11 protein-coding genes are annotated in these 14655 nt (G+C 35.4%); 3 read left to right on the top strand and 8 right to left on the bottom strand.

Annotation, left to right across the window (positions count from 1 at the left end):
- Nucleotides 1-33 precede the first annotated feature (33 nt).
- From NBX03_RS06120 to NBX03_RS06100, 5 genes are all read right to left on the bottom strand, one after another.
- Nucleotides 34-774 carry a LytR/AlgR family response regulator transcription factor gene (locus NBX03_RS06120; RefSeq protein WP_250229869.1) on the bottom strand — a complete coding sequence of 247 codons (741 nt, stop codon included), beginning with the start codon at nucleotides 772-774 and terminating at the stop codon, nucleotides 34-36.
- A 29-nt stretch (nucleotides 775-803) separates the two neighbouring features.
- Complete coding sequence (locus tag NBX03_RS06115; protein WP_250229868.1) at nucleotides 804-1460, bottom strand: sensor histidine kinase; 657 nt, start codon at nucleotides 1458-1460, stop codon at nucleotides 804-806.
- A gap of 1824 nt (nucleotides 1461-3284) precedes the next feature.
- Nucleotides 3285-3875 (bottom strand): rubrerythrin family protein, encoded by a 591-nt coding sequence (locus NBX03_RS06110; RefSeq protein ID WP_250229867.1) that lies wholly within the window; start codon nucleotides 3873-3875, stop codon nucleotides 3285-3287.
- 68 nt (nucleotides 3876-3943) lie between these two features.
- Entirely contained in the window at nucleotides 3944-4459 is a 516-nt protein-coding gene (locus NBX03_RS06105; protein ID WP_250229866.1) for a ferritin-like domain-containing protein, read from the bottom strand.
- A gap of 806 nt (nucleotides 4460-5265) precedes the next feature.
- Complete coding sequence (locus NBX03_RS06100; RefSeq protein ID WP_250229865.1) at nucleotides 5266-6501, bottom strand: diaminopropionate ammonia-lyase; 1236 nt, start codon at nucleotides 6499-6501, stop codon at nucleotides 5266-5268.
- Nucleotides 6502-7669: 1168 nt separating this feature from the next.
- Between NBX03_RS06100 and NBX03_RS06095 the strand changes: the two genes are divergently transcribed.
- Complete coding sequence (locus NBX03_RS06095; RefSeq protein WP_250229864.1) at nucleotides 7670-8347, top strand: GntR family transcriptional regulator; 678 nt, start codon at nucleotides 7670-7672, stop codon at nucleotides 8345-8347.
- A gap of 136 nt (nucleotides 8348-8483) precedes the next feature.
- On the opposite strand, the gene NBX03_RS06090 is transcribed toward NBX03_RS06095, so the two are convergent.
- On the bottom strand, nucleotides 8484-9392 hold the full coding sequence (locus tag NBX03_RS06090; RefSeq protein WP_250229863.1) for an AraC family transcriptional regulator: 909 nt from the start codon (nucleotides 9390-9392) through the stop codon (nucleotides 8484-8486).
- Between the two features lie 269 nt (nucleotides 9393-9661).
- On the opposite strand from NBX03_RS06090, the gene NBX03_RS06085 reads away from it, so the two are divergent.
- Entirely contained in the window at nucleotides 9662-10843 is a 1182-nt protein-coding gene (locus NBX03_RS06085; protein ID WP_250229862.1) for a YgeY family selenium metabolism-linked hydrolase, read from the top strand.
- 1827 nt (nucleotides 10844-12670) lie between these two features.
- Here NBX03_RS06085 and NBX03_RS06080 read toward each other — a convergent pair.
- Nucleotides 12671-12874: a hypothetical protein gene (locus NBX03_RS06080; protein WP_250229861.1), complete on the bottom strand. Its 204-nt coding sequence runs from the start codon at nucleotides 12872-12874 to the stop codon at nucleotides 12671-12673.
- A gap of 7 nt (nucleotides 12875-12881) precedes the next feature.
- On the bottom strand, nucleotides 12882-13058 hold the full coding sequence (locus NBX03_RS06075; RefSeq protein WP_250229860.1) for a hypothetical protein: 177 nt from the start codon (nucleotides 13056-13058) through the stop codon (nucleotides 12882-12884).
- A gap of 773 nt (nucleotides 13059-13831) precedes the next feature.
- Between NBX03_RS06075 and NBX03_RS06070 the strand changes: the two genes are divergently transcribed.
- Entirely contained in the window at nucleotides 13832-14653 is an 822-nt protein-coding gene (locus tag NBX03_RS06070; protein WP_250229859.1) for a helix-turn-helix domain-containing protein, read from the top strand.
- Nucleotides 14654-14655: the final 2 nt, after the last annotated feature.

Genomic DNA, 14655 nt, shown 5'->3' with positions numbered 1-14655 from the left:
TAGGCAGTATTAATGTCATGTTTTCCGTAAGCATTAGTAAAACCGAACACCTTCTTTAGATAAATATTCTTTTACCTCAGCATATTTTCCTCTGCTGAGAGGTATTTTATCAGGTGTATTATCAAGAAGAATGTAATATATCCTGTCTCCTTGCTCAAAAATAGATTTTATATGTTTAAAAGGCACAAGAAAAGAGGGATAAACCCTGATAAATCCGTGAGGTTCAAACATAATCTCAAGCTGGTCCATAGAATATTTTGAAAACACTTTTTCTCCGCTTTTCGTTTTAAGATATATTTTTCTAAGCTTCTTTTCAATATAGTATATATCTTCTATATTTATTATTTCGTAACCGCCCTCAATCCTGATTCCTATTCGGCTTGGAGCTTTTCTTTGCTTCTTTTCTTCCGCCCTCGCTTCAAAAACCCTTTTTATCGCTTGTTCAAATCTAAAGGTATTTATAGGCTTTGAAAGAAAGTCTATAGGTTTATATTTATACCCGTCCAAGGCAAATTCTGCATGGCCTGTAAGAAAAATATATAATATATCGGAATACTCCTTGCTTAAATATTCCGCAAGCTCAAAACCTGAACCGCCCTCCATTTCTATATCCAAAAAAATCAGGTCTATATCAGGGTCTGATTTTAAATAGTTAACAGCGTCCATGCTGCACGAAACCTCATTTTTCACCTCGATATTATCATAACCTTTAAGAACAGACTTTAAAGACTCTCTGGATAAATTATCGTCATCAACTATTAAAGCATATATCACAAGCTACCCTCCCCCGCTATAATATAAGTCTATGCTGGTCTTTTGGCATATCTGTTTGGCACAGTAACAACAAAATGAATAATATTTTCCTCAAACTCCGTATAAATCATTCCTCCCCGAAGCTCTAATATATTTGATACATTTGGTAAGCCTATGCCGTCATGGTCCGGTTTAGTGGAATAGCCGTATTGAAATATATCAGCCAATACGCCCTCATTTCCGCTGAAAATATTAGACACGTCAATAACCGTATTTCCGCTTCTTTTAAATATTAAAAGCTTTATTCCATAAGACAAATCTTTATGTCTTTCAGTTTCATCCAGGGCATTTTGAAGGAGGTTTCCTATTATTTTATTGGCTTCATAAGAGGAGCAGCCTATATGCTCCATATTATACTTAATATCAAAATCTATCTTTATTCCCTTTATAAGAGCATTCTCTCTGAAAATATTAAGCATCGCCCCTATAGCAGGGTCATATACGCCTATAATATCATTAAGGCTTATAGAGGATTTAACCATTTCCTGTATATATTTGTGGCACTCGCTGACTTTTCCGTTTTCTATCATTCCCTGTATTGCATGAAGGTGGAAATTAAAATCATGTCTTTGAGCGCGTATCACTTTCATGTAGCTTTCTATTTCTTTTCTGTAGGTTTTATCTGTAATGGCTTCAATGGATACCATGCTGAACTTTAAGCTTTTTTCAAAATAAAATAATACCAGAATATATATATATATATTTAATATTGTCAAAATATATTTTTCTATAGGATTACTGCCGAAGTATCTTAAATAACCCAATGTAGCAAAAAGCAATAAAGTTATTGAAAATAATATTGCAATAAATACCTTTTCTTTTTTTATTATAGTCTCCTTTTGGCAGCCTCCTTCTACTGTTTCAAACCATTTAAAATAGAAAATTTTAATTTTAAATTTTAAAACCCCTGTTAAACAAAGTAGATGAATCAATAAAAGGATAGCTTTATAAAGGGCCTTATCTGGGAATAAGCAGGCAATAAGATAAAAGATGATAAGCTGATTAATGGACAAAAGAAGAATTGATGACAAATATGGAAAAAATACATATCTAATGTCATCAAAAAGACTTCTGTTTATTAAAAAAGCAATACAAATATGCAATATAAATATTGCAAAATCATCTATATACATACTTTCATTCCTACCTTATTTGCATTATAGCAGCATAGTATTTACTATAAATTCTAAACGTTTATAATATATTTAGAAAATAATTATAGCATCAAAAATCTGTCAAGGCAAAAAAGAAGATTCCATAACTTAGCAGAAAATCTATCTACTTGAAATGAACAGGTCTACTTACAGTTAAATTTAATGAGCCCTGCTTTTAATTTACTGTTACTATCGTTTTCTTAAAAATCAGATCCACTTTACTTTATATTTTCTCAGAAACAAGCGTTGAACATACTTTCAAAGACATTGGCTTTATTCTGAGTTTTTAATATTAAATTTATCCCCATTTACGCTATACATAAGGAGTGCCCTTAAAACATCCTGTCTTTAAAATAAATTATACCATACAATAAAATTTATCGGAGAAATTTTTACGACAGTAATAATTCGAGAGGTAAATTTAACGGTTCAGATATGATAAGCATACTCATACCGAAAAACCACTTGGTCTGCTCTTTTTTAATGCTAAAACTTTCGTAGATTCTCAATGCCTTTGGCCCCGCGCTTACTGCGCTATTATGAACGATATATATAGTAATGCCTCTTCCGTCCTAGTCTAAAACGAGGCCTAAGGCCTTTTCACTAAATGTGCTGCCCACTCGATTATCAAATCGGAATTTTTGTCTAAAACGATTTCTTTTGAAGATGCGTCATTCATAGTCAAGAACTATAAAACGGTTGCCTTATACTATAAAAAAGTGACAAGCTCTTATGATTGCCGCCAAACAAAATCCATTAGAAAAAGCCTTTTTAGAAAGGCTTTGGGGAAAGTAGTCTTGTAAACTTTCTTGAAAGCTTCTGTCTCTTTTGGACTTGTAAAGTCAACCATTAATGAAATGGTTCCCCGTCAAAACTTTTAGAAAAAGAAAGAATCCGGATTTTAAATCAATTATCAAAGGGAGTATTGTCGAAGAAAAGTAGAATGAATTTTGTGAGTAATTATAGCAACTTAAAGGAGAATATAAACAAAATAACAGATACTTGAAGAATCTTTCTCCTTTTCCCAGCATAGCTGGGGGGTGCTTGCACAATAAAAAGCTGTTTTTATTTTTCTTAATAAAAACAGCTTTTTATTGTGCCTTGTTTTTCTGTCTCCAGCATTTCTTGCTTTTAATCATTCAGTTTATGATTCTATGTTTTCGTTAAGTTAACGACATTGCCGGCTAGCCAGTAATTCCAAGAAGTCTAATATCTGTAAAAAGATATTTCAGCATAAAAATTATCCAATATTCTAACCGTATCAGCGCTGATTGAAGGGCTATACATGCAAATGTTAAACATAACCATACGATTCGTCTAATTTTCAAATGGGGAAGATGCCCGGCGAATAAAGTATCCCTGATCATGACTGCAAACAGGACAAATTTGCGGTGCTATCGTTCCATGATGAATATGACCGCATTTTAAGCAGATAAAATCTACAGGGGAATCGCTTACAAACAGATTCCCGCTCTGCATTAAAGTCAAATAATGCTGAAAGCGTATGCCATGCGTTTGCTCAATTGCAGCAATCTGATGAAAAGAGCTGGCAATTGCCCTAAAGCCTTCTTCCTGTGCTTTATCACCAAATTCCTTATATATAGTTGTATGTTCTGCTGCCTCATGTTCTGCCGAAAGCCTTAAGAGTTCCATTATATCATCGGTATTATCGATGGGGTAATTTGCATTGATGGAAATCTCTTGGCCCGTAAACTCTTTTAAATGATTGTAAAATACTTCCGCATGCTCTTTCTCTTGCTCTGCCGTATAATTAAATAAATAATAAAGAACTTGCAGTTTTTGCGTTTTGGCGACGTTGGCTGCAAAATCATATCTCCTCCATGCCTGGCATTCACCGGCAAATGCCCGCAATAAATTCGCTTTGGTAATGCTGTCTGATAAATTCATATCATTTTCTCCTTCCTGTTTTCTTTAGTGTTGCCTAATCTCTTTGAAATTATGTAAACGCAGGATTCTTATACCCGTTTATACATTTCTCTAAATATCTGAAGGTGGCGTTCTTCGTCAAGTATGATACGCTTTAATATCGCCACAATATTGGGGTCTCTAATTATATTTGCCTGCCTGGAATACTTGCTAATGGCTGCTTCCTCTGCTTTGATTGATTCAGCTATCAGTTCATGCAACTCATGAGGATAACCGATAAACGATGGTGACCACCAGCGCTTGATCCCCCGCCCGCTCCAAAGCCTCGGGTCTGCCCCCAGCAGATGTGCAAGTTCTGCAAAGATATTAAGATGATACATCTCAACAATACTGATATGATGAAAGCATGTTGAAATCGAACTATGATTTTGCTGCGCTACGATGGCGATATAGAAATACCGGGAAACATCACTCATCTCGGAAACAACTTCAGCCATATTGCTAAGCATCTCACCGGCATAAACAGGATTTTTTCCGTTCACACGCACCGGTGGATATGGAAGGTTCACTCTGTAATTACATTCGTTAGTTGGATTATTGCTCATTTTGATCCCTCTCCCCTCTTTTAACATATTGATACAGTTATATGCTTATTCAGGCGGAAATTTGATTATGAGCATAACAAACAGTATGTTGATATTACATTTACTTTGGAAAAGGCAACTTTCTTTTTAATTTGTCGCAGTATTAGTTATATCTTACAGTGGAGATTAGATCAATGGTTTGGTTTATTGAGCTTAAGCACCAATAAAAAAGGCGGTATAAATCTGCACATTCCATAAAAAATGTTCAGATCTCATACCGTCTTTCAAAATCAATATTAATTAAAAAAGCCTGTAATTAATGGCATTAGCAATAATCAGTATAATTGACGCAGATACATGCTAAATTGCTGCCAACGGCAGAAAAAACAGTAGTTCCCTCAATATTCTCCTTTTATTAACTCGTTTCCCGCATGCCCGCCTATACCCTGTGCGATTGTTTTTTCCAAATAATCCTATTTTATGTACCGTATTTATATGGTCTGAAAAAATAATAGGGATATTTAATTTGTCCTTACCTAAAATACCTACCCGTACTCCTGCCCTTTCGGGCATTACTCCATGGATATAACAATCAAAGCCTCCTTTTTCAAACTCTGTCTGAAGCCATGCCCTGACCCTCTTGACATTTTTCTTCTCATGGTAATAGCCTTCTAAATTTACAAAGTCTCTTCATTTTTCTATTATTTCATTTCTGTTTTCCCTCTATGAAGCTATCAATTTTATCATATTACTTATTTATAGCGACACATTCGTTCCAAATCAATTCTTAAAATTACCATTACTCTTATATAACTCTATACAATTTTTTAAACCTCAAAACTTTCATTATTTACAATAGCCTGATATGAAATAGGGTCCGTATCCCCTTCTGTGTTAATAAGGAGAACAATTGAATTTTCATTAAGTCCCATGACTTTTCGCTGTTCAATAAGCTCATCTTTTTCCATAAGAAGGGCCAGTAACCCACTGGTAACAGCCCCAGATTCTCCTGAAATTATTTTATTGTCCGACCCTTGGGGATAAGCCAGTAATCTCATTCCGATTTTAGCTACGTCATCATGGCAGGATGCATAATGACGGGCAAAATTGTAAATAATCGGCCAAGTAATTGTACATGGTTCACCGCAGTTCAAACCGGCCATAATTGTGTTTCCGTTACCTGCTGCTGAATGTGTCAGACCATCGTTTTGCCTGGCTGATTCAAAAATTCCTGAAACCTGCTTCGGTTCGACTATTGTAAATGCAGGGTAATTGCTTTTGTAATAATTGACCAGATATCCTATTATGCTTCCTGCCATGGCTCCAACGCCTGCTTGCAAAAAAACATGGGTTGGCGCATCTATATTATATTTTTGCAGTTGTTCTATTGCTTCATGGGCAATTGTAGTATAGCCTGCTACAATCCAACGAGGTACTTTTTCATATTCTTTCCATGAAGTATCTTGAAGCAATGCCCAATTATTTTTCTCGCTCATATACGATGCATAGCGTACCGTATCGTCATAGTTCATATCCGTAATAACTACTTCTGCCATACCGGCATCCCTTATTGCCTGAGCCCGATTTTCCGACGAACCTTGCGGCATATAAACATAAGTTTTGCAGCCTAACTGAGTAGCCGCCCATACAACCCCTTTACCATGATTTCCATCGGTTGCCGTAACAAAAATACAGTTAGATAACCTGTCTCTCATACTGGATTTCTGTAAATCTGAAAAATCAACTTTATTCATATCCATCCCAAATTTTTCACAGACTATGCAACTCAAAGCGTATATCCCGCCTAATCCTTTAAATGCGTTAAGCCCGAATCTATAGGATTCATCCTTAACATAAATACCTTTTAAACCTAATTTCTTTGCCAGTGAATTTAAAGGAACTAACGGGGTTTCATGATATGAAGGTATGGAACTGTGCAAACGCCTGACATTTTCCGTAGAAGCAATACTTAGATACTCAGGTGCTTTTGCTTGCTGTGTTACAGTGTTATTGATAAACTTTAAATCTTTACTTATGTTCAATTTTAATTCCTCTCCATTCATTATGTATTCTGCTTTAATTATAATGAAATATCTCAAAATCTGAATAATAACAGGACATAGCGGCGATAAACGTTGCATGGCTCTTAACTTATTTTTAAAAGAGATGTTTTAAAATATTCCCAAGCAGCTAAGGGTAAAAATCCACATATTAAGCTGCTAAGCCCGCGTCGGAATCCATTTTGCCCGCGAAATTGGAAGGATAAGCTTCCTGAATAGCTGGCCTGTGATATTATAGTGCCATATATAATTACCCATTTGAGCAAACTGATTAAAATTTGCAACTTCTTGCCTTGTAATGCGAATTTCATCGGTTTTATCAAATATTCCCCTCACATTGCTTTCCATTGCTTTGCGTCTCTTCGTTGCAATAACCTTACCGGCTATTTCAGATCACCAGTCAAAGCGTTCACGGCTTATTCCTTTAGGTAATATTGCAATGGATTCATAAGCCAGAAACTTTGAGTTAAAGGCATCGCCTCTGCAATAATTGCCTATAGAGGACCCTACGGCTTTCTGCCTGAAGGCATCAAATTGACTGGTTACAAGGCAAGGCATAAGATATCCAAAAGGGACTCCGACTTTATGGGATCCAATTAGAAAATATTTATCAGTCATACAGGCTATGCACATACCTATACCAGTAAGTTTTCAGGCAATTCAATAAAATCAGGGGAATGATACAGGCCTCCGAATTTTTTCGGCTCATTTTTCCATGTTATGCGAAATAAATTTAACGGGTTACCATCCCACTTGCCGGCGTCCTTCACTCTCTCTTTGATTTTGTCTGGAACGTTAATTATGGGGACATAAATTTTACAGAGCTTATACTAATTTTCAAATTTCTTCTTTAATGTAACAGTATCTTTTTTGAATCTCCAAATATTCTAATTTTTAAGCTATTTGATAATATTTTTATGTAATGACATGCCATACTACATGATACGTATCATGTAATATGCAATATATTGGCAAAATTTGTAAACAGGATACCATATGCTAATCAATATGTCAACAGAAATACAGTGCATAAAATTACTGTATTATTTTAGTTTTTAGATAATTCTTCACTTTGCTGAATTTTAAATTTCACATACCCGCAGTATATTGCATATTTGCCTTTTTTATGGTAAAGTACAATTGATTATTACAAATTATGGAAGTGAATTACATGCCTATTCCGCAATCAGTCAAATTTTCTCCGCCTGCAAGCGCAAAATTAATCGTATATTCAACGGTACAGGAATGGATTGTTAAAGGTATCTTAGAACCTGGAGAAAAAATTATCGACACGCAATTAGCCGAATATTTTTCAGTAAGCCGTACCCCTGTTCGTGAGGCCTTGCAATTATTAAATAAGCAAGGTCTAGTTGAAGTTATTCCTTCCAACGGAACCCGTGTAACGGAAATTGACTGGGAAGATGTGCGCCAAAATTATGAAGCCTTAAAAGAATTGAACTGTGTTGTGATTAGATTGGTTATTGATAAAATTAATTCCGAACATATAAAGGAACTAAAGAGAATTAATAGAGAATTCGCAGATGCTTTGGAAAGCAGTGATATTCATAAACAGTCTGCATATGACAAAGTTTTTCATAATTATCTTGTTCATCTTGCCAATAACCACTATATAGCTCAATATATTGAACAATTGTCAATTTCTGCCCAGCGTATTGAGAACCTATACTTCAGTATCAGCCCCCGTCGAAAGGAGTCTTTTTCTGAGCACGAAGAAATTATCAATAAGCTTGCTTTGCACGATTTTTACGCAGCAGAAAAAGCAATCCGTAAAAATTGGGTTACCGGTACTGATATGTATAGATATTTTAAAGAAAACAAGAATGCATAATTGCTTTAATACAGTAAATAAAGTTTTTAATATCTTTTAATATAACAAAATCATAATTACTATTACAGGCAACTGCTAAAGCAGTTGCCTGTAATAGTAATTATGATTTCCTGTCCTGTAAACTATACCCTGTGCATTATTTTTTGTTTTTAACATTCTTTACCCTATATTCTGCCGGAGTACAAGAAGTTTTTCTTTTAAAAGTATATATAAAGAAACTTGTACTGCTAAACCCAACTTCATAAGCAATCTGGCTGATATTAAAATTTGAAAAATGAAGCAGTTCTATAGCTCTGGTAATCCGATAATCTATTAAATAATCAAAAATAGTTGTATTAGACATTCTCTTAAAAAATCGACAGCACTCATGCTTACTTAAATGTACTGTATCAGCTATCATTTCAAGAGTTATTTTTTTGAAATAATTTAAGTGAATATAGTCCATAATATCTTTCATTCTGATATAATCTGTATTCATTTTCAGGCTTTTATTTTGTATTTCCGCAGAAGAATTTAATATTAAAAGTCTCCAAATAGATAAAAGCTCCGTACAAATCTTAATTTCATATCCATATTCTCTTTTTATATAGTACTTATGTATTGTTTTAAGCTTTTTAAGTATATTGATCTGCCACTTTTCTTCATTTCTTAATACCATGCCCGGAATGCCCGCAGGCCCTATAAAGGGATTCACATATTTTAATTCAATAATACTACCGCTAAATAAAGAAAATAGCCGTGCGTCTGTATCAATACATATATAGGAACTATCATTTCCGCTTAAAGGTTTTGCCATATGCAATATACCTTTATTTATATAAATTCCTTCGCCCTTATTTAGAGTAAAGTTTTCCGAATTAACATAAAATGAAACTCTTCCTTCAGTGATAAAACAGAATTGTAGCTCATCATGCCAATGCCAATTTACAAATCCCAATATGTTTTTGCATAACTTAGTTTCATATATTTCCATAGGGAATTCATAGCTGCCATGCAGAGTTTCTTCTTTTTTATTTTCACCTATCGGTATATCATACACTTGCATATTATCACCTCGTCAATATCCTTATATAAACAAGCAATATAATTATATTTTATTTTCAAACAATGCAATATAATTGTATTGTTTGAAACATCTTGTGTCAAATCAAAAAACATTATGGATGCTTATTCAGTTTAAAAATAGTTTTTTATTTTTAAATTCAAATAAACTTTCTCTAAATAAGCGTAATCTCTTATAACACTTATTTATCTGCTTTTTATAATAGATTTATCGTTAATTTTCAACATTATAAGTAATCGGAGGGTTAGATTATGTCAAGCAAACAATACAAGGAAATATTCAAAAAGTATGAAAATGATGTAGTTACATTCACTCAGGAGTTAGTTAGGATAAAGAGCTATTCCGATAATGAAGCACATATAGCTAAATGTGTTAAAAAGAAAATGGAAAAACTAAATTATGATGAAGTTTTCATCGATAATATAGGAAATATAGTAGGCAAAATAGGCAGCAGCGGCAAAATAATACATTTTGACTCTCATATGGATACAGTTGAAGTAAATGATGAAATGGATTGGATATTGCCTCCGTTTTCTGCTGAAATTAAAGATGGCAGAATATATGGAAGAGGCAGTGTAGATATGAAGTCTGCGTTGGCAGCTTCAGTATACGCAGCGGCCATTGCCAAAGAATTAGGGCTTACAAAGAATAGAACGATTTATGTAACAGGCTCTGTATGCGAGGAATTCTGTGACGGCGAAAGCATAAAAATGCTATATGAAGACCATGATTTAAGACCTGATTTTGTTGTTATATGTGAACCTTCTGATAATATAATAACTCTTGGCCATAAGGGAAAGGCTCAGGTTTTAATTACTACACACGGCGTATCTGCTCACGGCTCAGCTCCTGAAAAGGGTATAAATGCTGTATATGAAATGGCTGAGATTATTACAAGAGTAGATGACTTAAATAAAAAGCTTATGGCGTCAAGTGACCCCCACGGAACGGTTGTATTATCTGATATATCTTGCATAAGCGCCTCTCTCAATGCTGTTCCGAGTGAGTGCAGTATATATCTGGACCGCCGTATGGCTCTTGGTGAAACAGAAGAAGATATTAAAAAAGAAATGAATAGTCTTATAGCCGGAAAAAATGCATCCTGGAAAATCGGTACATTGAGGCGTACTAGCTGGACAGGCAAAGATTTTATATATGAGCCCCTGCACGAACCATGGAAAATAGAAATGGAACATCCCCTCGTAACTGCCTGCATTTCAGCATACAAAGAAGCCTTCGGCTACAAACCGAAAGAATATGATTTTTGGGATTTTGGAACAAATGCCGTAACCCCTGTCAGCATGGGTATACCAACCATAGGTTTTGGACCCGGAGAATACAAGCTTGCCCATATGTTAAATGAAAATTGTGAAATAATAAAAATAAAAGACGCATGCATATTTTATACATATTTAATTGAAAAACTAAATTAATAAAGTCCATTCGTAATAAATCTTATTGAGATGTCGCCAATATAAAGACCATTATAAAAATATTGCTTTCCTGCCCTATTTTATACACTGCCTATATCTGGTCACTACGCTGCTTATTAAATTATAATTATACTTTTTAAAATTTAGGGTTTAGCAAGAAATTTTTTAAGATATGCTTTTTTTAATAATTTCATGCTATGTTTATTTAAGAATCCCCTTTCACATAAAGAGTTTTTATTACAATGACATGTTTTCAGAAGCAAAATTAATACTACATTCATCGATATTATTAAAGAATAACTGCACTTTTTCTTTATATGTAGATGATATGACTTTTTCATCCGGTGTATCAATCCCTGAAATACTTAAAAAGAAGCATCACTTAAATTAAGTAAAATTGGATTGCTATTAAAGAAAAAAAACCAAATATTATAGTAAGAATAAGTGTAGTTTAATTACAGGTGTAGTTATAGATAAAAGAAATTCATTAAAAGTTCCTAACCGCCATAGGGCATCAATTATAGCATTAAGTAGAGAATATATTTTATCTGATGAAAATCAAAAAAAAGTTATCTACCTAAAATTAAAAGGAAAATACATATCAGCTAGAAGTATTGAACCTAATATATTTAAATACTTAGAAATCATTACTTTCGGCAGTAATTATCCGTATTCCTTTTCTAAGGTCTAATGCACTGACTTTACTGCATAAAGTCAGTGTGCCCTCACAGTATCTGTCATCTACTCCGGCAAATATAGAAAAATAAGAACATCAATTAAATCAAATTTACCACAATCTCCATCTCCTTTTCTTGGTATAAGGCATTGTGCTATAAGGGCTATCTTTTATATTTTCAGAATATACTGCAATTAACAGACAGGATTTATCTACCATATAACGATTATGCCTATTAAACAAAATGGAGTGTATTTTTACTTAATAATTTTTCTTCATCACATTGACTAAGGATATTAGAATATCTTTCTCTTTATTCTACATTCCAAGCTTTGGCTCGTATTTCATATGGAATGGCACATTCTAATTTAATTTCTGAGTGTGCCTTCTTTAATTCTAAAATAGTCTCCCAAAATAAATATCATAGCCTAATGCCATGCCTGATATGAAGTTTGTATATCCTTTCTCTGTTGCTTCTTCTTCTATTTTTATCTATTCTTTTAAATAAACATACTGATTATCTATTTTATCAGATCCCCAAGGCAGTTTTTTCAGTCTGTAACCGTAAAGCACCATGTTATTGCTTTCTTCCTATTGTGATATCTTTTACCTATATTAGGATATTTATATACTTTATCTGTATAATCATTATGCCTTCTCCTTATTTTATTGCTTAAACCATACTTTTCATAATTCACTACATAGCCTTGTAATTATTATGCATATTTTCCCGTTCTATCCAGAAGGCAACCCTTTTTCATTTTTTAGCAGTTGAAAACAGCTTTTATCTTATTAAAGGAGATTTTTACTGCTATAAGTATTTCTTTCCGTCAGTGTAGCTGATGGTTTACTAGGCTTAAGCACCAAAAATCAAATAAATCCTGCGGTCAATGGTGAAACAAAGCTCTCAGAGTTTGTACTTTCTATTAAATGATTCATGATTGGGAATAAAGCATCTCTTCTCCAAACATCTTCCAATCAAACCGTGGAATATTGGGATTGGCAAATATATTTTTAAGCCAGTTTGCAAAAAAACAGCATTTGCCATGCTCTGCAAGAAGAGCAGAAACACATTCTATGTGATAAGACATATACTATAAAGTGCATTTATCATGATGTATTTCTACTCAGAACGGAGGTTCATATGCATACTAAGAACTATAGATGTAATCGATGTAATGCTTGCCGCGGGAGCTGTTGCTGCAATGCAGGCTATTATTGTTGTATTCCAGGCCCCCAAGGACCACAAGGACCGACTGGTGATACAGGCCCTCAGGGTCCACAGGGTCCTCAAGGGCCTCAAGGGCCGCAGGGTCCTCAGGGACCACAGGGGCCTCAAGGGCCAATGGGACCACAGGGCCCTCAGGGACCGATAGGCCCCACTGGCGCTGATGGTGCCCAAGGCATGCAGGGCCCTGCCGGGCCCACAGGGGCAACCGGTCCTACCGGCCCCACAGGGGCCTTTAACCCCGGAGATGTACTCTTTAATGTCATTGGGCCGGTAGGCTCGGCAACAATGACGGTAGGCGATACACTCACATTTCAATCGCAAACACTCGATATTACCGTGATGCAGGGATCGGCCATTGTTGACATCGAAACCTCCTCTTTAACCGGACCCACTGGGCCGGCGGGACCGACTGGACCCACTGGACCGACTGGATCCGCCGGAGCTACTGGGCCTACTGGACCCACGGGTAACACTGGAGCTGATGGGCCCGCCGGAGCTACTGGACCGACTGGACCTGCTGGTGTCAAGTCAGGACTAAAAAATATTTGATTAAAATAATCCTTTTATGTAGCTATTTACAATGGCATCTTCTAATAAATCCATGTCCATTTTGCCGTCTGTCAAGGAAAAACTTCTGCATCCAACGTATTGACCTTTTTCATGTAAGCATAGTTTTCAATGTATCCCGATCAATGCGAGATACATTGAAAACCAAAGCAACATTTGCTTTCTTTGGGCAGGTGGCTGGCTTGGTTTCAGACAAACCTTTTCGGAAAAATTCATGACCGCTGCCAATATCCTGGGAACTCACGGCGACATTGAACCCGTACGCAGTAGCAAATTGGATAATACCCTCAATCAGTTCAAGGAACAGACTGACTCTACAATAAGGAAGTCAGCCTGTTTCTTGTTTTTACATCCCCAAGATTGTCCAGAGTATTCTTGCAAATAGATGGTGAGCGGTTTCTGGTTTTCATCTTGTTTCAATCCTTTCTGCCGTGGTTGAAGTTAATTCTCAACTATGGTAAAATTTTTAATACGCATAATGAAAGTCTTTCTTTGAAAAGCAAGGGGGAATAATTTGATTATAAAAGATAACAAGCAATTCAATATGTTTCCCTCACATGTGGGGCTGAGAAAATATATTCAATATTACAACATCGTATTTCCATCTAAGGATGTGTTTACAGAGCATTATATGCTTATGCCTAACGCTTGCGGAACATTGTCGCTTGCTTTTAATGGAAATACAGTCATTGCTGAACTATGGGGAGCGTCCCTCACCCCCATATTGTTAGGCACGGAGCCAAATAGTTATAATGTTTTAATGCTTATCCAGCTTTCGCCCTATGGGTTGTATCAAATCACACGCCAAAACCAAGCGGAATTTGCAGATAAACGCCTTTCGCTTGTGGACATCGACAACGAGTTGTTCCGTTTATTGCATCATGCTTTTGCAGTATCAAAAACTGTAACCGACTTAGCGAACGCTTGCGAGGAAATTTTATACAAACGTATGGAAAAGCATGTTGTTTCAGATGCTTTGCTATTGGCAACCAAAGCGATTTCTGATAATCATGGACAGTTACAAGTGAAAGAGATTGCCAGACTATCTTGTTATAGTGAACGGCAGCTAAACCGCTTGTTCCGCACACAAATTGGAATGAATGTTAAGGAATTTGCACGTTTAACCCGCTTTAATTATGTATTAAAGCACATTCAAAAATCGCCTTGCTTTTTTGCGGCATTGTCACAACAAGCCGGCTATTTCGACCAAGCCCATTTTGATAAAGATTTCAAGGCTATCAGTGGTGTGTCACCCCAAAATTACTTGAAAACAATGTCGGATTTTTACTATGACGGCACAGAGATATACGATACACTATCCTCAAAGGAGGATTGAAA

The sequence above is a fragment of the Anaeropeptidivorans aminofermentans genome (genome assembly GCF_940670685.1).
GTDB classification, from domain to species: Bacteria; Bacillota; Clostridia; order Lachnospirales; family UBA5962; genus Anaeropeptidivorans; species Anaeropeptidivorans aminofermentans.
The sequence above is the reverse complement of the archived record's forward strand: the minus strand, read 5'-3'. Positions and strand labels throughout refer to the sequence as shown.

Excerpts from the sequence above, each read along its gene's own strand:
- NBX03_RS06115 (WP_250229868.1), bottom strand. The coding sequence starts at position 1,460 with ATGGTATCCATTGAAGCCATTACAGATAAAACCTACAGAAAAGAAATA.
- NBX03_RS06110 (WP_250229867.1), bottom strand. The coding sequence starts at position 3,875 with ATGAATTTATCAGACAGCATTACCAAAGCGAATTTATTGCGGGCATTT.
- NBX03_RS06105 (WP_250229866.1), bottom strand. The coding sequence starts at position 4,459 with ATGAGCAATAATCCAACTAACGAATGTAATTACAGAGTGAACCTTCCA.
- NBX03_RS06100 (WP_250229865.1), bottom strand. The coding sequence starts at position 6,501 with ATGAATGGAGAGGAATTAAAATTGAACATAAGTAAAGATTTAAAGTTT.
- NBX03_RS06095 (WP_250229864.1), top strand. The coding sequence starts at position 7,670 with ATGCCTATTCCGCAATCAGTCAAATTTTCTCCGCCTGCAAGCGCAAAA.
- NBX03_RS06090 (WP_250229863.1), bottom strand. The coding sequence starts at position 9,392 with ATGCAAGTGTATGATATACCGATAGGTGAAAATAAAAAAGAAGAAACT.
- NBX03_RS06085 (WP_250229862.1), top strand. The coding sequence starts at position 9,662 with ATGTCAAGCAAACAATACAAGGAAATATTCAAAAAGTATGAAAATGAT.